Consider the following 20,178-nt stretch of genomic DNA (forward strand, 5'->3'; position numbering starts at 1 on the left):
TTGCCGGAGCCTGCGCAGATGAGTATCGAAATCCAGATGCTGGTGTGGTCGATGCTGCTGGGCATCGTGCATGTCTTCGCCCCTTCCACGCTGATCACCCGCGAGCGCGGGATCGGCTGGAATGCGTCGGCGCGCGATCAACCGATGCCGCCGCCGGGGCCGTTGGCCGGGCGGCTGCAGCGTGCGCAGAGCAACTTCATGGAGACGTTCCCGTTCTTCGCCGCCGCGGTGTTGGCGGTGGTGCTGACCCAGCGCCAGGACGGGATGACCGCTGTGGCCGTGCAGCTGTATTTCTGGGCGCGCCTGATCTATCTGCCGCTGTACGCGGCCGGCGTGCCGTACGTGCGCAGCCTGGTCTGGCTGGTTTCCCTGCTCGGGATCGTCATGCTGCTGTGGGCGCTGCTGTGAACCTCCGCTGGCGCCTCTGATCCAGATCAAGGACGGTGCCGGTGCGGCGGCGGTAAGCTGCAGCGGACACGTAACGGCAGGAGGGGATCATGCAGTCAGTGGATGTGGTGGTGGTGGGCGCCGGCCCGGCCGGGCTGTGCTTCGCACGCACGCTGGCCGATACCGGCCTCAGCGTCACCCTGATCGAACAGCAGCCGCGTGCCGCGTTGGCCGCGCCCGCGTTCGATGGCCGCGAGATCGCGCTGACCCATGCCTCGCGCCAGATCCTGGAATCGCTGGGCCTGTGGGCACGGCTGGACCCGGCCGAGATCTCCCCGCTGCGCGATGCCAAGGTGATGGACGGCGGCTCGCCGTTCGCGTTGACCTTCGCGGCGGACCCGCGCACGGGTCAAGACCTGGGCTGGTTGGTGCCCAATCATCTGCTCCGCCGCGCGGCGTGGCAGAGCGTGCAGGGCCAGGCCGGGCTGGAGATCGTCGACCAGGCCAGCGTGACGGCCGTGACACCCGGCAAGACGCACAGCACGGTGACCCTGGCCGATGGCCGCGAATTGGCCGCCAAGCTGGTGGTCGCGGCCGACAGCCGCTTCTCCTCGACCCGTCGCCTGCTCGGGATCGGCGCGCAGATGCGCGACTTCGGCAAGTCCATGCTGGTCTGCCGCATGCAGATCGAGGTGCCGCACCAGCACACCGCCTGGGAATGGTTCGGCTATGGCCGCACGATGGCGCTGTTGCCCCTCAACGGTGACCAGGCCTCGGCGGTGATCACCCTGCCGCCGCGCGAGATCGCCGGCCTGATGGCCCAGGACGAGGGCGGATTCGGCCGCAGCATCAGCACGTTGTTCGAGCATCGGCTGGGCGCGATGCGGCCGGTCGCCAAACCGGTGGCCTATCCGCTGGTGGGTGTGTATGCCCACGCGTTTGCCGGCGATCGCTGCGCGTTGATCGGCGATGCCGCCGTCGGCATGCACCCGGTCACCGCGCATGGATTCAACCTGGGTCTGCAGAGCCAGCACCGGCTGGCCGGCATCCTGCGCAAGGCCGCGGGGCAGCGGCGCGACATCGGCGCACCGCCCGGACTGGCCACTTACGAACGCGGCCATCGTCTGGCCTCGCGCCCGTTGTACGAGGCGACCAATGCGATCGCCACGCTGTATACCGATGACCGCCTGCCGGCGCGGCTGCTGCGCCGGGCCGGGCTGCGGCTGGCGCACGGGGTGGCCCCGTTCCGCCAGCTGATCGCGGCCCACCTCACCGGCAGGTGACGACCGTTGGTCGTCACAGATGGTCAGGGCGCGTCGCTGTCGGCGATCACGTGGATGACGGTGTCGGCGAACTGCACCTGCTGGCCCGCGCGGATCTTGCACGCCTTGCGCAGTTCGACTTCACCATCGACCAGGACCTGGCCGTCGCCGATCACGGTCTTGGCTTCGCCCCCGCTGGTGACCAGGTCGGCCAGCTTGAGCAGCTGCTTGAGCTCGACATAGTCGCGGTCCAGTTCAAATTCGAGGGTCTGCATGGAAGGGGTATCCTAGGGAAGGGGCGCGGCCGCTGGGCCGGGCCGTAAGAGGGCGCGTATTGTGCGCCAGCGCGGGGCAGGACGGCATCCATCCGGGAATCTGTACGCGTTGTTCAGGAACGATGCGGTATCATCGCGCCCTGAGCGAGTGAATTCTCCTCCGACCGAGCAGCGCTAGGGCACGCGATAAGAAAGGGCGCCCAAAGCGCGGACCATCCCCCTTTTTTATCTCACTGCCTGTAAACGGCAGTGTTTCGGAGTTCCCCATGTCCCAAGAAACCACCACGCCGCTGCTGTTCGCAGACCTCGGCCTTTCCGACGCCGTCATGCAGGCGGTCGCCACCGTCGGCTATGAAACCCCCTCGCCGATCCAGGCCGCCACCATTCCCGCCATGCTGGAAGGTCGCGACGTGCTGGGCCAGGCCCAGACCGGTACCGGCAAGACCGCCGCGTTCGCGCTGCCGGTGCTGTCCAACCTCGATTTCAACCAGACCAAGCCGCAGGTGCTGGTGCTGGCGCCGACCCGCGAGCTGGCCATCCAGGTCGCCGAGGCGTTCCAGACCTATTCGTCCGGCATCCCCGGCTTCCGCGTGCTGCCGGTCTACGGCGGCCAGCCCTACGGCCAGCAGCTGTCGGCCCTGCGTCGTGGCGTGCACGTCATCGTCGGCACCCCGGGCCGCGTGATCGATCACCTCGAGCGCGGCACCCTGGACCTGTCCGAGCTGAAGACGCTGGTGCTCGACGAAGCCGATGAAATGCTGCGCATGGGCTTCATCGACGACGTCGAAGCCGTGCTGAAGAAGCTGCCGGAGACCCGCCAGGTCGCCCTGTTCTCGGCCACCATGCCGTCGCAGATCCGCCGCATCGCGCAGACCTACCTGAAGAACCCGGCCGAAGTCACCATCGTCAGCAAGACGACGACCTCGGCCAACATCCGCCAGCGTTACTGGTGGGTGAGCGGCATGCACAAGCTGGACGCGCTGACCCGCATCCTGGAAGTGGAACCGTTCGACGCGATGATCATCTTCTCGCGCACCAAGGCCGCCACCGAAGAGCTGGCCGAGAAGCTGCAGGCGCGTGGCCTGGCCGCGGCCGCCATCAACGGCGACATGCAGCAGGCCCAGCGCGAGCGCACCATCGGCATGCTGAAGGAAGGCAAGCTGGACATCCTCGTCGCCACCGACGTGGCCGCCCGCGGCCTGGACGTGGAGCGCATCAGCCACGTGCTGAACTACGACATCCCGTACGACACCGAAAGCTACGTGCACCGCATCGGCCGTACCGGTCGTGCCGGCCGCACCGGTGACGCGATCCTGTTCGCCACCCCGCGCGAAAAGGGCATGCTGCGTGCGATCGAGCGCGCCACCCGCCAGCCGATCGAAGAAATGCAGCTGCCGAGCGTGGACGCGGTCAACGACACCCGCATCACCAAGTTCATGAGCCGCATCAGCGATGTGCTCGATGCCGGCGGCACCGAGTTCTACCGCGATCTGCTGCAGCGCCTGGAAGGCGAGAAGAACGTGCCGGCGATCGAGATCGCCGCCGCGCTGGCCAAACTGCTGCAGGGTGATTCGCCGTTCCTGCTGACCCCGCCGGTCCGTGGTGCGCGTGAAGAGCGTGCCCCGCACCAGCGCAACGAACGCAGCAACGACCGTGGCGAACGCCCGGCCCGTTTCGAGCCGCGCTTCGAGCGTGGCCCGCGCCGTGAAGACGACCGCGGCCCGCGTCCGCCGCGTCCGGAAGGCGACTTCGGCAACAGCGAGGGCGGTTTCGAGCGCGCCCCGCGCCGTGACATCGCCCCGCGCGGTGCCGCCGAGCCGGGCATGGAAACCTTCCGGATCGAAGTCGGCCACGTCCACGGCGTGAAGCCGGGCAACATCGTCGGCGCGATCGCCAACGAAGCCGGTCTGGAAAGCCGTTTCATCGGCCGCATCGACATCCATGACGACTTCTCGGTGCTGGACCTGCCGGCAGAAATGCCGCAGGACCTGCTGACCCACCTGAAGAAGGTGTGGGTCTCGGGCCAGCAGCTTCAGATGCGCAAGGTCGAGCCGGGTGAAGACCTGACCCCGTCCGCGCGTCCGCCGTTCAAGCCGAAGTTCGGCCAGGGCAAGCCGCGTGGTCCGGGTGGCCCGGGTGGCCCGCGCAGTGGCCCGGGCGGCAACGACCGCCCGCCGCGTCGCGACGGCTTCAAGCCGCGCGGTCCGCGCAACTTCTGATCGCCCCCGGGTGATCGCCTCGACGCCAGCCTCCGGGCTGGCGTCGTCGTTTCCGGGGTCCGCATCCCCGCCGTGCCGGTTTCGCACGGTCTCAACAGTGCTGGCCCTAGCCTGCGGATTGGACCATGCTCCAATGGAATGAGTTTCCACATTCGCAGCCCCGGGGGGATCGGCGATGTCAGGAGGTCGCAGGGAGAGTGGCGGCACCGCGATACCGTATTCGACGCGGGGCCTGACCCTGCGCTTTGCATTGTTGACCGGCATGGCGATCGGCCTGGTCGGCATCTCCGCACTGATCCAGGAACTGCAGGCGGCTTCCACGGCGTGGATCATGGGCCAGAGCCATTGGTCGCGTGGCCAGCAGCAGGCCACCCATGCGCTGTCGCGCTACATCACCTCCGGCGATCCCGCCGATCTGGCCGCAACGCGGCAGGCGCTGCGGGTGCCGCTGGGCGATCTGCATGCCCGCCGCGCCCTCGAACAGGCCGAGCCGGACGTTGCTGCGGCACGCCAGGGCTTCATCGAAGGCGGCAACGCCCGCGGTGACATCAACCGCCTGATCCTCTCCTACCGCTACCTGCGCGATCAGGCGTATTTCCGCGATGCGGTCCGCCTGTGGCGCGACACCGATGACGATCTGCTGCAGCTGGCCGCCATCACCGACCGGGTCCAGGCCGGGCATGCCGCCGGCAGCCTGACCCCGGTGGTGGAGCAGGCCCTGCTGCGCCGCGTGCAGGCGCTGGACGTGGGCATGCAGAACCAGGCGCGTGCGTTCTCCAGTGCGTTGCTGCATACCGCGGCGATGGTGCGGATGACGACCTTCATCGTGGGCGGATTGTCGGTGCTGGCGATCACCCTGATCGCGGTGCTGCTGGCGCGGCGCGTGCGCAACGACCTCACCGAGCAGGAGAGCCGCTTCCGCGCGGCCTTCTACCAGGCCACGGTGGGCATGCTCAAACTCGACGAGGGCGGCCGCATCGTCGAAGCCAACCAGGCGATGGCCGATATCCTCGACCATCGCCGCGAGGCGCTGCTCGGGCTGTCGTTGGCCGACCTGCTGGTGGAGGGCGAGCTGATCCTGGACGCGCACGGCCGGATCGACTGGCCGCGCCAGCTGCGCCCGGGCGAGCTGCGCTTCCTGCGTTCCGACGGCAGCCTGATGTGGGGGCGCTGGAGCGGGACCGTGGTGCACACCCGGGCGCGGGCACCGACCGTGTTCGCGCTGGTCGAGGACGTGTCGCAGAACCATGCGCTTGCGCGCGAGGTGGAACACCATGCCAGCCACGATCCCCTGACCGGCCTGATCAACCGCCGCGAAATCGAGCGGCTGCTGGACCAGGCGCTGGCGGCGGTGCGTGCCGAAGGCGGTACCCACTCGCTGTGCTACATCGACCTGGACTACTTCAAGCTGGTCAACGATGGGCTCGGCCATGCCGCCGGCGATCAGCTCCTGCGCAGCTTCGCCGACTACCTGGTGGGGGCGGTGCGCGACGGCGACTGGGTGGGTCGCCTGGGCGGCGACGAATTCGCCCTGTTCCTGGCCAACGCCAGCCAGGACGAGGCCAAGCAGGTGCTGCAGCGGGTGATCCGCACGCTCGGCCAGGTCAGCTTCCAGCATGGGGACGGCGCGCCCAAGGTGAGCTGCAGCATCGGCGTGGTCGAAGTGACCGCCGAGGCACCGGACGTGAACTGGTTGATGAGCGCGGCCGACAGTGCCTGCTACGCGGCCAAGGAGGCCGGCCGCAACCGCGTGCACTGCTACAACGAGAGCCGCATGGCGCTGGACGAACGCCGGCGCGAAGCCGAGCGGTTGGCCAGCGTCTCCAGCGCGATCGCCGAGAACCGCATGCTGCTGTATGCCCAGCGCATCGAGCGGGTCGGCGACCCGGAGTTCCTGCATTACGAAGTCCTGGTGCGCATGCGCAGCCCGGAAGGGGCCTTGCAGGGGCCGGCCGAGTTCATGGGCGCGGTGGAACGTTACGGTATGGCCATGGCGTTGGACCGGCACGTGCTGTCGCTGCTGTTCCGGCATCTGCAGGTGTGCCCGAACCATGTGCAGCAACTGGGCCTGTGCAACGTCAACGTGTCGGCGCAGTCGATCGCCGAGCCGAGCTTCCTGGCGTTCGTCACCGACCTGCTCGAGCGCAATCGCGGCCTGGCCCGCAAGCTCTGCTTTGAAATCACCGAAACCGCGGCGGTCAGCAACCTGGCGCAGGCGCGCGCCTTCATCGATGCGGTGAAAGCGCGTGGCTGCCGGATGGCCCTGGATGATTTCGGCTCCGGGCTTTCTTCATTTGGCTATCTGCGCCAGCTGCCGGCGGACATGCTCAAGATCGACGGCGTGTTCGTGCGCGACATGAACGTGGATCCGGTCAACCGTGCCGCCGTTCGGGCGATCACCGAGGTCGGCCGCGAGCTGCACATGATGGTCGTCGCCGAATGGGTGGAATCGGCGGTGGTGGCCGACCAGTTGGCCCAGATGGGCGTGGAAGGTCTGCAGGGGTATGCGATCGAACGGCCGATTCCGCTGGAAAGGATGACGCAGCTGGCGATACGGCCGGTACGGGCAGGGCGCTCATCCGATGCCTGGCGGGGCATGCCATGATGCGATAATCGCCACCGACGGCAGCGGACAGGGTGTCCGCGGGCGATCACGGGCGGGCAGGGCGCAGGTGTGAGCAACGGGGGCGGGTATTCAATCGGGTGGGCGGCGCTGATCACGGTGCTGCTGTGGCTGTTGCCATGGAGCCTGCAGGCGGTCCCGCGCGCGGGGCAGGATTTCCTGTTGCTCGGCGGGGCGACCGACGAGGTGACGCCCCAGCGCGCCTGTGCGCCGGATGTGCTGGCGCGCCATCAGGAAGTCCTCTCGATCCCTGCACCTGCCGCCGGCTGGTCGGGCAAGCCGCAGGCCGTGGATGTGTTCGGGGTGCTGACCGGCGAGGTCCGCATCAGCCACGGCGACCGCGAGATCTGCGGCAGCATGCACGATGCCCGCACGCGCGATTCGCGCTTCCGCGCCGGGGTCGGGTTGGTGGTGGTGCCCGAGGCCGGCGATCACGAGCCGATCGTGGTCTCCTGGACCCGCCCGCTCAAGGCCCGCTGGGTGCCGACCATCCAGCTCGGCGCGCCCAGTCCGGTCCAGCAGAACGACACCGCCCGCCTGCTGGTGCGCGCGGCCTGCATCGCAGTGGCGATCGCCCTGGCGCTGTCGGCGCTGATGGGCTGGGCCACCACCCGCGATCAATCCTTCCTGGTCTATGTCGGTGCCTGTGTCGTGTTCGTGCTGTGGCAGGCCGTGCTCGGCGGCCTGAGCGGCTATCCCGAGCCCTGGCTGCCGGTGCAGGACCGTGCCTCCTGGTGGCTGGTCGCGCTCACCGCGTTCAGCGAGGCGCTGCTGCTGCCGATCCTGTGGCGGCTCAGTGGCGGCGACCGGCGCTGGCCGCGCTCGCGCCCGGCGCAGCATCTGGTGTTGTGGGGGCTGGTCGCAATCGGGCTGAGCGTACCGCTGTGGGGGCTGGCGGGGCTGGGCGCGGTGGCGTTCGTGCTGGAGTGGAGCTTCCTGGCGGTCTGCACGCTGTGCCTCGGCGCGGGCCTGTGGGGGGTGTGGCGGCGCGATGCGCATGCGCTGCCGGGGTTGGCCGCACTGGCGCCCTGGTGGATCATGATCGTGGCCGATGCGCTGGATGCGCGCTGGCTGGTGGCCTACCGGATCGAAGCACTGCAGCTGGCGGCCACCTGGTTCCTGATGATGGCCGCCTACGCGCTCAACCTGCGGCTCGGTCGCCTGCGTCGCCAGCGCGATGAAATGCGCCAGCTGGCCGACACCGACATGCTGACCGGGCTGCCCAATCGCCGCGCCGGCCTGCGCCTGCTGGCCGAGTACCTGGAGCGTGCGGATCAGCCGCCGCATGCGTTGGCGATCGGTTTCCTCGACATCGATCTGTTCAAGGACATCAACGACCAGTTCGGCCACGACGTGGGCGACCAGGTCCTGGTCGCGGTGGCGCGCGCGCTGCGCGGGTCGGTGCGCAACCACGACGATGTGATCAGGATGGGCGGGGAAGAATTCCTGGTGCTGCTGCCCGGGGCCGGGCATGCCGCCGCCGTGGCGCGGCTGGAGACGGTGCGCCAGCAGGTGGCGGCGGTCACCCAGGCGCTGGGCATCCCCGGCCTCACGGTCTCGGCCAGCATCGGCCTGGCGGTGCTCAGGCCCGGCAGCGATGACCTGGCCGGGCTGCTGCGCCGGGCCGACCATGCCATGTACTGCGCCAAGCGCAACGGCCGCAATCAGATCCATGATGGCGAGCGCACCACCACGGCCGGCGAGCCAGTGCCGGCCTGAACGGCCCGCGCGCGGAAAAACGCAGCGGCGGCCGCCTTTTGCCCGATAATGGGCCGATGACAACCCGACTCAACAAGCATATCGCCGACACCGGCTTCTGTTCCCGGCGCGAAGCCGACCGCCTGATCGGCGAGCGCCGCGTCACCGTCAACGGCCATCCGGCCGGCACCGGTGCGGTAGTGGGCGAACAGGACGTGGTGCTGGTCGACGGCCAGCCGCTGCGCGCGCGCGAAGCGAAGAAGGCCGGTGGCCGCAAGCACGTTTACATCGCGCTGAACAAGCCGGTGGGCATCACCTGCACCACCGAAAGCTCGGTGAAGGGCAACATCGTGGAGTTCGTCGGCCACGAGCAGCGCATCTTCCCGATCGGCCGCCTGGACAAGGATTCGGAAGGCCTGATCCTGCTGACCAGCAACGGCAACATCGTCAACCAGATCCTGCGCGCCGAGAACGGCCACCAGAAGGAATACATGGTCGCGGTCAACAAGGCCGTCACCGATGAGTTCCTGCGCGGCATGGCCCGTGGCGTGCGCATCCGCGATGAAGTGACGCTGCCGTGCCGGACCAGCAAACTGGCCAAGTTCGGCTTCCGGATCACCCTGCAGCAGGGCCTGAACCGGCAGATCCGGCTGATGGCCGCCGCGTTCGGCTTCCGCGTCACCCAGCTGCGCCGCGTGCGCATCGACAATATCAAGCTCGGCGCGCTCAAGCCGGGCCAGTGGCGCAACCTCACCGATGCCGAGCTCAAGGGCCTGCTGCCCAAACAGCTGGACTGGTGATGCCCTGCGTCACCTGATTCGACACCGCGCTGTGCGGCACCCGCATGGGCGCGGTGACCGTGGTCGACCAGGACGCGATCGAGCAGACCCTGGCCCGCGCCGATACAGCGCTGTACCGGGCCAAGGGCGACGGCCGCAACCGGGTCATCCGCGCTGACTGAGGCCGCCTTCGCAGGCGGTGCGACGGCGGCGCGGCAGACTGGCCTTCCCACCCTGACCGCCACCGCCATGCTGCAGACCCTGGCCATCGCCCACTACCGTTCCCTGCACGACCTGGTCGTGCCGATGGGGCGCCTGAACCTGGTCACCGGCGACAACGGCAGTGGCAAGTCCAGCCTGTACCGCGCGCTGCGGCTGCTCGCCGAAACCGCGCAGGGCGGCGTCGCGGCGGCGCTGGCGCGGGAAGGCGGACTGGGCTCGGCGCTGTGGGCCGGCCCAAGCCAGATCGACGCGCGGATGCTGCGCGGCGAGGTGCCGGTGCAGGGCCAGGCGCGCTCACCATCGATCGCGCTGCGGTTGGGATTTGCCGCCGATACCTTCGGCTACGCCATCGATCTCGGGCTGCCGGCGGCAGGCAACTCCCTGTTCGATCTGGATCCGCAGATCAAATGCGAGAGCCTGTGGGCCGGGCCGTTCCTGCGCAGCGCCAGCGCGCTGGTCGAGCGCCGCAACAGCGTGGTGCGGCGCCGGCAGGGACGGCACTGGGAGGTGGTTGACGAGCACCTGTCCGTGTTCGACAGCCTGTTCACCCAGGTGGCCGATCCGCAGCGCATGCCCGAGGTGCTCGCCCTGCGCGAATCGATCCGCGGCTGGCGCTTCTACGATCATTTCCGCAGCGACCAGGACGCGCCGGCGCGCCAGGCGCCACTGGCCACGCGCACGCCCGTGCTCAGCCACGATGGCCATGACCTGGCCGCGGCCTGGCAGACCATCGTGGAGATCGGCGATGCGCAGGCGCTGGCGCGGTCGCTGGACGACGCATTCCCCGGTGCACAGGTGCGGATCGAACCGCATGAGGGCCGGCTGCACCTGAAGTTCCATCAGCCCGGCCTGCTGCGGCCGTTGGCGGTCGCCGAACTGTCCGACGGCACGCTGCGTTATCTGCTGCTGATCGCCGCGCTGCACACGCCGCGCCCACCACCGCTGATGGTGCTCAACGAACCGGAGACCAGCCTGCACCCTGACCTGCTGCCGGCGCTGGCGCGGCTGATCATCGCGGCGTCCGCGCGCAGCCAGCTGTGGGTGGTATCGCATGCCAGCCGGCTGATCGCGGCACTGCGCGAATCACCGGACTGCCACCCGATCCGGCTGGAGAAACAGATGAGCCGCACCACCGTGGCCGGGCAGGGCCTGCTGGACGTACCGCCCTGGCACTGGCCGCAACGCTAGGCACCGACGTTACCGGCAGGCACCGGCCTTCCGCCGGTACGCTCCGTCACTCGGCGATGTTGCGCGCCTCGGAGGTCGCCAGGATTTCCGGGTGCTGGACCTTCCTGCGGCGGTTGAGCAGCGGGTGCAGGAACACCGCCCCGACGATGATCGCCACGCCCGCGTAGAACAGCGGCGTCAACTCGCGCTGCTCGCTGAGCAGCACCATCGCCAGCAGGATCGCGTAGACCGGTTCGAGGTTGGTCACCAGCTGCGAGGTATAGGCGCTGATATGGCGCAGCGCCACCAGCGCGAGCGCGAACGGCAGCAGCGTGCACAGCCCGGCCAGGGCCAGCAGCAGCAGGCCGTCGTGCAGGTCCGGGATCACCCACAACGGGCTGGCCAGGGCCGGCAGCAGGAACGGCAGCGCCGGCGCCAGCAGGGTCAGGGTGAGGGTGCCCGCACCGAGTTCCAGCGCGGTCACGGTCAGCGGGTCGGCGTGGCTGACCAGGCGCTTGTTGAACGAGCCGAAGATCGCCACCAGCAGCGCCGACAACGCGCCGATGAGCACGCCCAGTCGCATGCCGTCCGGCACGCCACCGACCACCAGCGCGACGCCCGGCAGCACCAGGAGGCCGAAGGCCAGCTCGCGGAACTGGAAGGGCCGCTTGGCCACCCAGGGTTCGATCACCGCGGTGAACACCGGCGCCAGCGCGATGCAGGTGGCCGCCACCGAGGCATTGGCCAGCTTCACCGCGCCATAGAAGGTCAGCCAGTGCAGGGCGACCAGGGCGCCCACGCCGCAGTAGCCGGCCACCAGGCGCGGCGACAGCTGGCGCAGACCGCGCCACACGCGTGGCACCAGCGCCAGCATCGCCACCACCAGCAGCATGCGCCACCACACCAGCGGCAGGGCGGGCAGGGTGATCAGCTTGCCGAGGATGGCAGTGACGCCCCACAGCAGCACACAGAAATGGATTTGCAGCAGGGCTCTGCGGGTATCGGTCATCGGCATCCGCATATTGTGCGGCAAGCCGTGCCGCGAAGGATGCCTTCCACGCGATCCGCTACATGGCCGTGGCATCCTGCGGCGATGACACGCCTCCACACCGATCCCGTCCGTGCCGCCCCGACCCCCGCGCTGCGCGCCTGGGCCGGCCTGACCGCGGTCATTGCGGTGGCTTCCCTGCTGCTGCAGTACCACCTGCTGCTGCGCACGCCCGGCCTGGGCGCGGCGGACGCGACGCTGCGCTACCTGGGCTATTTCACCATCCTCAGCAACATCGGGGTGGCCGCCGTCTGCCTGGCGCTGGTGCGTGGCCGTGGCGACGGCCTGGCCGGTCCCGTCCCGCGCGCGGCGGTGGCGTTGTTCATCGGCATCACCGGGTTGATCTACGTGATCATCCTGCGCCCGTTGTGGCACCCGCAGGGCGCGCAATGGTGGGCAGACGTGGGGCTGCATTACGCCGTACCGGTGCTGTACCTGCTGGGCTGGCTGGCCGGCCCGCACGGTGGCCTGCACCGGCGCGGGCTGCTCGGCGCGCTGGCGTTTCCGACGGTCTATCTCGGCTGGGCGCTGCTGGTCGGCCGGCTCAGGGGCCAGTACCCGTACCCCTTCCTGGACCTGGGCACGCTGGGCCTCGTGCTGGTCCTGCGCAACGTGCTGGCCGTGGCGGTGGTGTTCGTCGTGTGCGGCGGACTGCTGTGGTGGCTGGATGGCGCGCTGGCGCAACGCCGCCGGCGCGGGTAAGGCGTCAGCCGCCGCCGAGCTGCTGCAGCTGGTCGCGCAGGGCCATGGCCGCGCCGGGATTGCGCTGCTTGGCCGCCCCGATGAACAGCACATAGACCTCGCGTGGCGGCGAGGCCGGCACCTCGGCGCCGAGATGGGGCAGGTCCGGATTGTCCTCGCCCCGGGCCCAGCGCATCGCACGCAGGCACCACTGCTCCATCGCACGCGCCGGGTAGCCGGCACGCAGGTTGGCGCGCGAGCCCATCAACCGCGCATAGAGGAAGTCCGACGTGGGGTCGGCGAAGCTGGGATGCTCGTCCGAGCCACTGAACACCAGCGCGGCGCCATGCGCACGGGCGGCGGTCAGCAGCCCAGGCGTCCACGCCGCGGGATTGCGCACCTCCAGTGCGTGCTGCAGGCGGTGGCCATCGACCTTGCGCGGCAGCATCGCCAGGAAGCGATCGAACTCGGCCGCACCGGCCGGATGGCTGTCGCCGAACTGCCAGATCAACGGGCCAAGCCGGTCTTCCAGCGCCGCGATGCCATCGATGAAACGCTCGGCACGTTCGCCGACCGTGGTGAGGTCATGGGTCTGGGTGATCGTGCGCGGCGCCTTGGCCGAGAAGCGGAAACCTTCGGGCGTCTGTTCGCGCCACTGCGCATAGATGGCCGGCTTCTGCGCGCGGTAGAACGTGCTGTTGATCTCGATGCAGCCCAGCTGTTGGCTGGCGTAGGCCAGTTCCTCGCGCTGCGGCAGCCCGGCCGGATAGAACGTACCGCTGCGCCACGCCGGGAACACCCAGCCGCCGATGCCGGTGCGGATGGAACCGGCCGCTGTGCTCATGCGCCGCCCGCGGGGTCGGCCCACGGATCGTAACTGCCGAACCACCACAGATAGCCTTCCAGGTCCCGGCAGGCGTAACCGCGGCCACCGTAAGGCTGGTCGGCGATCTCGATCACGATCCGCGCACCGGCGGCGACGGCACGCGCGTGGTGCGCGTCCGGGTCGGCCACGATGACGCAGGCAGTCTGCGTCTGGCGGCCGTCGACCTCATCGGGGTGGACGCTGTAACGGCCCCATTCGCTGGCGTTGTCCACCGAGCCCAGCATGATCATGCCGTGGCCGTACACCAGTTGGGCGTGGTGGACGGTATCGCCATCGGCGTACACCGCGTGTTTCTGGAAGCCGAACGCCTGCTGCAGCCAGGCAATCGCGGCGTGCGCATCGCGGTAGCGCAGGCAGGGAATGAGGGTGGCGGTGGTCGCGGTGGGCGCGGTCATGACGGGCCTCCTTCTGGCACAGGCGAGCCTGATCCGGGCCGCGTTACCATCGTGCGAAACCGGGGCATCGCGACCCTCGACGCCCCCGCCACACGCAACCGGAGACACTGCTTGAACACATCCTGGATCGGAGGCGCCGTGCTGCTCGCATGCGCACCCTTGGCATCGGCCGCCGTGCCGGCCGAACTGCAGCGGCTGGACGCCACCATCGAACGCGCCCGCACCGAGTTCGACATCCCCGGCATCGCCGTGGCGGTGGTCAAGGATGGCAAGGTGGTGATGGAACGCGGCTACGGCGTGCGCGAACTGGGCAAGCCGGATCCGGTCCAGGCCGATACGCTGTTCGCGATCGCCTCCAACACCAAGGCGTTCACCGCCACCTCGCTGAACCTGCTGGCCGAGCAGGGCAAGCTGAAGATGGACGATCGCGTGATCGATCATCTGCCCGGCTTCCGCATGTCCGATCCGTACGTGACCGGCGAGATGCGCATCCGCGATCTGCTTTCGCACCGCAGTGGCCTGAGCCTGGGGGCGGGCGACCTGCTGTTCTGGCCGACCACCTCCTACAGCAACAAAGAGGTGGTGCAGCGTCTGGGCAAGGTGCCGCTGAAGGCGGGTTTCCGTGATCGCTATGCGTACGACAACATTCTCTACGCGGTCGCCCAGCAGGTGATCGAGCAGGTGTCCGGGCAGATCTACGCGGACTTCCTGCAGCAGCACATCTTCACGCCGGTCGGGATGCGCGGCACCCGCTACAACGCCGACCATCTGCAGCCCGGTGACAACGCCGCGGTCGGACACGCCAAGTTCGATTTCAGCCAGCTGCGCACTGTCGCGCCGCTGACCTGGTCCAACAATGCCGGCGCCGGCGGCATCTATTCCAGCGTCCACGACATGGCGCGCTGGATGAACGTGCAGCTGGCCCACGGCACGCTGGAGAACGGGCAGCCGCTGTTCACCGCCAAGACCCAGCAGGCGATGTGGCAGATGATCACGCCGCAGGTCGTGCCCGAGCCGAGCGTGCCGCAGCTGGCCGCGGCGCGGCCGAACTTCGCCGGCTATGGCGAAGGCTGGAGCCTCAGCGACTACCGCGGCCAGAAGCTGGTCTGGCATACCGGCGGCTGGCCGGGGATGGTGTCGCGCGTGACCCTGGTGCCGGAGCACAAGCTGGGCATCGTGGTGCTCACCAACCAGGAAGTCGGCGCGGCCTTCAACGCCATCACGATGGAAGCGCTGGACGCTTACCTGCAGGCCCCGGCCACCGACTGGGTCGCCGCCTATGCCGCTGCCGTTGCCAAGTCACAGGAGAAAGCAGACGAAGGCTGGGCCAGGCACCAGGCCGCGCGCGATGCGAAATCCAGGCCATCGCTGCCGCTGTCGCGCTATGCCGGTGGTTACCGCGACGCGTGGTACGGCGATGTATTCGTCGAACAGCAGGGCGGCAAGCTGCGCCTGCGCTTCGGCAAGACCGCGCAGTTGATCGGTACGCTGGAGCATTGGCAGCACGATACCTTCCTGGTGCGCTGGGATGATCGTTCGCTCAATGCCGATGCCTTCGTGAATTTCAGCCTCGATCCGGACGGCAAGGTCCGCGAGGTGCGCATGCAGGCGGTGTCCTCGCTCACCGATTTCAGTTTCGATTTCCAGGACCTGCTGCTGATGCCGATCGCCGTCGAGGCCAAGGGCTGAACCCCGTCGCCAGCCTGTGATGGGGGTGAGAGTAAAAGGGCAGGCCGCGGTGGGATAATCGCGGCCTGGTTTGTTTTTGGTGCACTGCGATGTTCCGCTGGTTCGAATCGATTATTCCGGTGTTCCCGCCGATCGACGCGCGCATGCCACCCCGCAAGGTGGTGCCGTTCTATATCCATTACCTGCGCCCGGTCTGGCCGGTGCTGCTGGCCACGTTGATCGCCGGCCTGCTGCTGGCACTGGTCGAAGTGGCGATGTTCGATTTCCTGGGCCGCATCGTGGACATGGTCGCCGAGCAGCCCGGCAGCGGCTTCTTTGCACGGCATGCCAACACGCTGATGTGGATGGCCGGCATCACCCTGATCGCACGGCCGCTGCTGGTATCGCTGCACAGCCTGCTGGTCAACCAGGCGATCGTGCCGGGGCTGAGCAACCGCTCGCGCTGGCTGATGCACAACTACGTGGTGCGGCAGAGCCTGAGCTTCTTCCAGAACGACTTCGCCGGCAGCATGGCCAACCGGGTGATGCAGACCGGCACCTCGCTGCGCGAGTCGGCGGTGCAGATGGTCGATTCGGTCTGGTACATCCTGGTCTACACCGGCACCGCGCTGTACCTATTCGCGCAGGCCGACTGGCGTCTGATGATTCCGCTGGCCCTGTGGATGGGCAGCTACGTGGTGATCATGTGGTACTTCGTGCCGCGCGCCAAGGAGCGGGCGTGGCTTGCCTCCGAGGCGCGTTCCAAGGCGATGGGCCGCATCGTGGATGGCTACACCAACGTGCCCACGCTGAAGCTGTTCGCCCATGGTGGGCGCGAGCAGGCGTACGTGGCCGAAGCGATCGGGGAACTGGTGACCAAGCACCGGGGCCAGACGCGGGTCACCACCGGGCTGGAAGTGACCATCGCCGTCGTCAACGGTTTCCTGATCGTGGGCACCTGCGCGCTGGCGCTGTGGCTGTGGAACGGTGGGCACATCACCGTCGGCGCGATCACCCTGGCCACGGGCCTGGTGATCCGCATCCACAACATGTCCGGCTGGATCATGTGGACGATCAACGGCATCTTCGAGGATATCGGTACGGTGCAGGACGGCATCACCACCATCTCGCAGCCGCTGACCGTGCAGGACCGTGCCGATGCCGTGCCCTTGCAGGTCAGCCAGGGCGCCGTGCATTTCGATCACATCCATTTCCATTACGGCAAGAGCGGCGGGGTGATCGCCGGACTCGATCTGAACGTGAAAGCGGGCGAGAAGATCGGCCTGGTCGGTCCCTCGGGTGCCGGCAAGTCGACCCTGGTCAACGTGCTGCTGCGCCTCTATGACCTAGAAAGCGGGCAGATCCGCATCGACGGCCAGGACATCGCAGGGGTTACCCAGGAGAGCCTGCGCCGGCAGATCGGCGTGGTCACCCAGGACACCTCGCTGCTGCACCGTTCGATCCGCGACAACCTGCTCTATGGGCGCCCCGATGCGACCGACGAACAGCTGCATGCGGCGGTGGCCAAGGCGCGTGCCTCGGCCTTCATCGACACGCTGGTGGACGGGGAAGGGCGTCGTGGCTACGACGCGCACGTCGGCGAGCGCGGGGTGAAGCTGTCCGGTGGCCAGCGCCAGCGCATCGCGATCGCGCGGGTGCTGCTCAAGGATGCGCCGATCCTGGTCCTGGACGAAGCCACCTCGGCGCTGGATTCGGAAGTGGAAGCGGCGATCCAGGACAACCTGGACGAGCTGATGACCGGCAAGACGGTGATCGCGATCGCGCACCGGCTGTCCACCATCGCGCGCATGGACCGGCTGGTGGTGATGGACCAGGGCCGCATCGTGGAGACCGGCACGCACGCCGAGCTGATCGCGGCGGGCGGGTTGTATGCACGCCTGTGGGCGCGGCAGACCGGCGGATTCGTGGCCGCCGACGCGTAGGTTCACGCCCGGCGGGGATGCATCTGGTTCCGTGACAAAAAAAACGGCCCGGGATCCCCGGGCCGTCTGCAGGCTCATCCACGCATGGCGTGGATTTACTCGATCGGCTGGTCCAGCATCAGCTGGCGCGCGAAGCGCACCGGCGGAGCGCCGTAGGACAGCATCTGGTCGTGGTAGGCCTTCAGGTTGAACTTCGCCCCCTGCTTGTCCTGCACGGCCTTGCGCGTGTCGAAGTGTTCCTGCGCGCCGACGAAGTAGGTCGGCAGCTGCGCGGAGGTCAGCTGTGCACGCACCCACTTGCCCGAGGCTTCGCTTTCCTGCTGGAAGGCGTCATGGGTCATCAGGTGCATCGCCTGCTCACGCGTCCAGTTGTCCACGTGCACGCCCTGGTCCAGGATCGCGTTGGAGATGGTGCGCAGGTAGAACTTCAGCTGCACCAGGTGGAACAGCGGATCGTTGTCCAGATAACCCTGCTCCTGCATCATCCGCTCGGTGTAGACCGCCCAGCCTTCGGCGAACAGGCCCGAACGCAGCACCGCGCGCAGCGTCGACGGGAACTTGCCCGAGTGCCAGCCTTCCAGGTAATGGCCCGGCGTGCCTTCGTGGATGCTCAGCAGGTGGATCATGCGGCTGTTGTATTCGCGCAGGAACGAATCGACCTGCTTGTCGGTCCAGTCGTCCGGAATCGGCGAGACCGCGTAGAAGGTCTTCAGGTTCTTGTCGAGCGGGCCCGGCGAATCGCAGTAGGCCACGGCCACGCCGCGCTGGAATTCCGGCATCAGGATGATGTCGACCGGCGAATCGGGCAGCGTCATCAGATCGTGCTTGCGCACGAATTCGGTGGACTGCTCCAGCGCGGCTTTGGCGTCTTCAACGACCTTGTCGCGGGCCGGCTTGTCGGCATACGCCAGCTCCAGCGCGGCTTCGATCGCGGCCTGCTGCTGCGCGTCGCTCGGGTTGGCCGGCAGCGCCGGAGCGCCCGGCTTGTCCTTGAGCACGGTCTGCGCGATGCCGTACATGTCCTGGCGCACGCGCTTGAGCTCGGCACGCGCGCGCTCGCCGATCTCGGCGCGCGAGAGCGAGGAGTTCAGCGCGAACTTCAGCTTCTGGTCGTACAGGTCGGCGCCGATGCGGAAGTCACCCTTGGCGTTCGGCACCAGGGTCTTGTCCAGCCAGGTCTGCTGTTCGTCGACGGCCTTCTTCAGGCCGTCGATCGCGGCCTGCAGACGCTTATGGTCTTCGGCCGGCAGTTCACCGATGTGCGGGGTGATGAAGGTATCGACGATGCTGAGGATGCCGCGGTTCTGCTTGGCCACGGTCTCGGCATGGATCTTCGGCACGCGGGCCGGGTCCAGGTTCTCGCGGGCCTGGGCGAAGATCTGCGGCAGCTTCTCCATGCGCGCGGTCGCCGACTTCAGGCGGTCGGGCAGCGGCGCGAACTCACGCGCCATCAGGCCGTACAGCGCGCTGCCGGCCATGCCGTTGTACATCTGCGGATCCCACTTGGGCGACTGCAGCACTTCCGCGGTCCAGACTTCGGACTGCAGCTGGTTGCGCAGGATCGCCGCATCCACCTGGTTTTCGCGCGAGAGCTTGCTGACATCGATCTTGTCCAGATCGCCCAGCAGCGCCTTGTACGCGGTCAGCACCTTCTGCTGGCCGGCGGCGCTGAGATCGTCGATCTCGCTGTCGTAGCGGTGGTCGCCGATCTGCGTGGCGCTGATCGGGGACAGCTGCATCCAGGTGTCCAGGGCGCGCTTGGACAGGTCGGCGAAGGCCGCATCGACCGCGGCATCGCCGGCCGGGGTGGCCGCTTCGGTGCCGGTGGCGGGCGTCGGGGAGTCGGCCTGCTGGCAGCCACCAAGGGCGGCGATCAGGGCGAGGGCAAGCAGATGCTGGCGCATCGGTGTTCCTGTACTGGGGACAATCCCCGAGCATAGGGCCGATGGCCCCCTTTGTCCCCGTGCCATTGGATTACCATGCGCTGTGAAATTCACCGCCGTTGATGGAGCTGCACTGTGACTGGATGGACAGGAGGGGCCCGCGCCGGGCTGGCAGGGATGCTGTTGTTGGGCCTGGTGGCCTGTGGCCGCAGCGGGCCGAACTACGCCGCCGATGCGGCTGCCGGGGCCGTCGCGTCGCCGGAAGGCGCGTTCCTGGCCTACGAACACGACATCCGCATCCAGCTCGATGCCCAGCGCATCAGCGAGCGGGTCAAGGCCGTGTCCGAGGCCTGCCAGAGCAACCGGTTCGGGGACTGCGCCGTGCTGCAGGTGGGCGAGGAAGGCGGTGAGAGCCGCTCCGGTTCGATCCGCGTGCGCATCGCCCCCAAGGGCGTGGAACCGATCATCGCCCTGGCCGGTGAAGGCGGCGATGTGGCCTCGCGCAATACGCATGCCGAAGATCTGGCCCAGCAGGTGGCCGATACCGCGCTGACCCAGACGCGGTTGCAGAAGGAACACGCGCAGCTGCAGGCGTATCAGCAGCGCAGCGACATGAAGGTGGCCGACCTGCTGGCGGTCTCGCAGCGCATGGCGGAGATCGAGGCCGGGCTGGAGCAGGCCAACAAGGACGCGGCGCAGCAACGCCGGCGGATCGACACCCAGCTGGTGACGATGAACTTCGAAGGCCCGGCCGGGCAGCGCAGCCGCAATGAGATCGGCAAGGCGTTCAGTGAATTCGGTGCGATCTTCACCACCAGCATCGCCTTCGTGATCCGCGCGGTCGCCGCGCTGCTGCCGGTCGGCGTGGTGGTGTGGGCGGTCGGTGCGGTGGTCGTGGCGCTGTGGCGCCGCCGCAAGCGTCGCAAAGCCGCAGCGGCCGCGCGCTGATCAAACAGGTCGTGGGGGGCCGGCCCCCCCCCGCCCACCCAGGGATAAAAAAAAAAGATGGAAGGATTAGAAAGAAAAAAAAAAAACCAACACC

The 20,178-nt window shown here is 68.3% G+C and carries 16 protein-coding genes; 11 read left to right on the plus strand and 5 right to left on the minus strand.

Annotation, left to right across the window (positions count from 1 at the left end):
* Positions 1-18 precede the first annotated feature (18 nt).
* Both ABE473_RS14675 and ubiM read left to right on the plus strand, forming a co-directional pair.
* A complete protein-coding gene (locus tag ABE473_RS14675) occupies positions 19-408 on the plus strand; it encodes an MAPEG family protein (RefSeq protein ID WP_346489990.1) in 390 nt (129 codons plus the stop codon).
* An 89-nt stretch (positions 409-497) separates the two neighbouring features.
* Positions 498-1,670, plus strand: coding sequence for a 5-demethoxyubiquinol-8 5-hydroxylase UbiM (gene ubiM / locus ABE473_RS14680; protein ID WP_346489991.1), 1,173 nt, complete (start codon positions 498-500; stop codon positions 1,668-1,670).
* A gap of 23 nt (positions 1,671-1,693) precedes the next feature.
* On the opposite strand, the gene ABE473_RS14685 is transcribed toward ubiM, so the two are convergent.
* On the minus strand, positions 1,694-1,924 hold the full coding sequence (locus ABE473_RS14685) for an RNA-binding S4 domain-containing protein (RefSeq protein ID WP_019184435.1): 231 nt from the start codon (positions 1,922-1,924) through the stop codon (positions 1,694-1,696).
* Between the two features lie 266 nt (positions 1,925-2,190).
* Between ABE473_RS14685 and ABE473_RS14690 the strand changes: the two genes are divergently transcribed.
* The 5 genes from ABE473_RS14690 (at position 2,191) to ABE473_RS14710 (ending at position 10,653) form a co-directional block, all read left to right on the plus strand.
* Complete coding sequence (locus ABE473_RS14690) at positions 2,191-4,143, plus strand: DEAD/DEAH box helicase (protein WP_346489992.1); 1,953 nt, start codon at positions 2,191-2,193, stop codon at positions 4,141-4,143.
* A 175-nt stretch (positions 4,144-4,318) separates the two neighbouring features.
* Complete coding sequence (locus ABE473_RS14695) at positions 4,319-6,748, plus strand: EAL domain-containing protein (protein ID WP_346489993.1); 2,430 nt, start codon at positions 4,319-4,321, stop codon at positions 6,746-6,748.
* Between the two features lie 69 nt (positions 6,749-6,817).
* Positions 6,818-8,485 (plus strand): diguanylate cyclase, encoded by a 1,668-nt coding sequence (locus ABE473_RS14700; protein WP_346489994.1) that lies wholly within the window; start codon positions 6,818-6,820, stop codon positions 8,483-8,485.
* 56 nt (positions 8,486-8,541) lie between these two features.
* Entirely contained in the window at positions 8,542-9,264 is a 723-nt protein-coding gene (locus tag ABE473_RS14705; protein ID WP_019184431.1) for a pseudouridine synthase, read from the plus strand.
* Between the two features lie 228 nt (positions 9,265-9,492).
* On the plus strand, positions 9,493-10,653 hold the full coding sequence (locus ABE473_RS14710; RefSeq protein ID WP_346489995.1) for an AAA family ATPase: 1,161 nt from the start codon (positions 9,493-9,495) through the stop codon (positions 10,651-10,653).
* Between the two features lie 46 nt (positions 10,654-10,699).
* Here the strand turns inward: ABE473_RS14710 and ABE473_RS14715 are convergent, their stop codons facing one another.
* A complete protein-coding gene (locus tag ABE473_RS14715; protein WP_179459402.1) occupies positions 10,700-11,647 on the minus strand; it encodes a DMT family transporter in 948 nt (315 codons plus the stop codon).
* Between the two features lie 78 nt (positions 11,648-11,725).
* Here ABE473_RS14715 and ABE473_RS14720 point away from each other — a divergent pair, with 78 nt between their 5' ends.
* Positions 11,726-12,382, plus strand: a complete 657-nt coding sequence (locus tag ABE473_RS14720; RefSeq protein WP_346489996.1) for a Pr6Pr family membrane protein — start codon at positions 11,726-11,728, stop codon at positions 12,380-12,382.
* Positions 12,383-12,386: 4 nt separating this feature from the next.
* Here the strand turns inward: ABE473_RS14720 and ABE473_RS14725 are convergent, their stop codons facing one another.
* Both ABE473_RS14725 and ABE473_RS14730 read right to left on the minus strand, forming a co-directional pair.
* Positions 12,387-13,205 carry a DUF72 domain-containing protein gene (locus ABE473_RS14725; RefSeq protein ID WP_346489997.1) on the minus strand — a complete coding sequence of 273 codons (819 nt, stop codon included), beginning with the start codon at positions 13,203-13,205 and terminating at the stop codon, positions 12,387-12,389.
* Positions 13,202-13,642 (minus strand): VOC family protein, encoded by a 441-nt coding sequence (locus tag ABE473_RS14730; protein ID WP_346489998.1) that lies wholly within the window; start codon positions 13,640-13,642, stop codon positions 13,202-13,204. The genes ABE473_RS14725 and ABE473_RS14730 overlap by 4 nt, the downstream gene beginning before the upstream one ends.
* A 111-nt stretch (positions 13,643-13,753) precedes the next feature.
* Here ABE473_RS14730 and ABE473_RS14735 point away from each other — a divergent pair, with 111 nt between their 5' ends.
* Together ABE473_RS14735 and smrA are read left to right on the plus strand one after the other, a co-directional pair.
* Positions 13,754-15,331, plus strand: a complete 1,578-nt coding sequence (locus ABE473_RS14735) for a serine hydrolase (protein WP_346489999.1) — start codon at positions 13,754-13,756, stop codon at positions 15,329-15,331.
* 89 nt (positions 15,332-15,420) lie between these two features.
* The gene (gene smrA / locus ABE473_RS14740; protein WP_346490000.1) at positions 15,421-17,253 is read left to right on the plus strand and encodes a multidrug efflux ABC transporter SmrA; all 1,833 of its coding nucleotides are present in this window, start codon (positions 15,421-15,423) and stop codon (positions 17,251-17,253) included.
* Positions 17,254-17,348: 95 nt separating this feature from the next.
* Here smrA and ABE473_RS14745 read toward each other — a convergent pair whose 3' ends face one another.
* The gene (locus ABE473_RS14745) at positions 17,349-19,157 is read right to left on the minus strand and encodes a DUF885 domain-containing protein (protein ID WP_346490001.1); all 1,809 of its coding nucleotides are present in this window, start codon (positions 19,155-19,157) and stop codon (positions 17,349-17,351) included.
* A gap of 156 nt (positions 19,158-19,313) precedes the next feature.
* Between ABE473_RS14745 and ABE473_RS14750 the strand changes: the two genes are divergently transcribed.
* Positions 19,314-20,084, plus strand: a complete 771-nt coding sequence (locus ABE473_RS14750) for a DUF4349 domain-containing protein (RefSeq protein ID WP_346490002.1) — start codon at positions 19,314-19,316, stop codon at positions 20,082-20,084.
* Positions 20,085-20,178 lie beyond the last annotated feature (94 nt).

It is taken from the genome of Stenotrophomonas sp. TWI700 (assembly GCF_039673645.1).
Taxonomy (GTDB): domain Bacteria; phylum Pseudomonadota; class Gammaproteobacteria; order Xanthomonadales; family Xanthomonadaceae; genus Stenotrophomonas; species Stenotrophomonas maltophilia_AA.

Bases quoted from the DNA above. Each gene is read 5' to 3' on its own strand.
- ABE473_RS14675 (WP_346489990.1), top strand. From the start codon at position 19: ATGAGTATCGAAATCCAGATGCTGGTGTGGTCGATGCTGCTGGGCATC.
- ABE473_RS14705 (WP_019184431.1), top strand. From the start codon at position 8,542: ATGACAACCCGACTCAACAAGCATATCGCCGACACCGGCTTCTGTTCC.
- ABE473_RS14690 (WP_346489992.1), top strand. From the start codon at position 2,191: ATGTCCCAAGAAACCACCACGCCGCTGCTGTTCGCAGACCTCGGCCTT.
- ABE473_RS14750 (WP_346490002.1), top strand. From the start codon at position 19,314: ATGCTGTTGTTGGGCCTGGTGGCCTGTGGCCGCAGCGGGCCGAACTAC.
- ABE473_RS14695 (WP_346489993.1), top strand. From the start codon at position 4,319: ATGTCAGGAGGTCGCAGGGAGAGTGGCGGCACCGCGATACCGTATTCG.
- ABE473_RS14710 (WP_346489995.1), top strand. From the start codon at position 9,493: ATGCTGCAGACCCTGGCCATCGCCCACTACCGTTCCCTGCACGACCTG.
- ubiM (WP_346489991.1), top strand. From the start codon at position 498: ATGCAGTCAGTGGATGTGGTGGTGGTGGGCGCCGGCCCGGCCGGGCTG.
- ABE473_RS14685 (WP_019184435.1), bottom strand. From the start codon at position 1,924: ATGCAGACCCTCGAATTTGAACTGGACCGCGACTATGTCGAGCTCAAG.
- ABE473_RS14745 (WP_346490001.1), bottom strand. From the start codon at position 19,157: ATGCGCCAGCATCTGCTTGCCCTCGCCCTGATCGCCGCCCTTGGTGGC.
- ABE473_RS14730 (WP_346489998.1), bottom strand. From the start codon at position 13,642: ATGACCGCGCCCACCGCGACCACCGCCACCCTCATTCCCTGCCTGCGC.
- ABE473_RS14720 (WP_346489996.1), top strand. From the start codon at position 11,726: ATGACACGCCTCCACACCGATCCCGTCCGTGCCGCCCCGACCCCCGCG.
- ABE473_RS14725 (WP_346489997.1), bottom strand. From the start codon at position 13,205: ATGAGCACAGCGGCCGGTTCCATCCGCACCGGCATCGGCGGCTGGGTG.
- smrA (WP_346490000.1), top strand. From the start codon at position 15,421: ATGTTCCGCTGGTTCGAATCGATTATTCCGGTGTTCCCGCCGATCGAC.
- ABE473_RS14715 (WP_179459402.1), bottom strand. From the start codon at position 11,647: ATGCCGATGACCGATACCCGCAGAGCCCTGCTGCAAATCCATTTCTGT.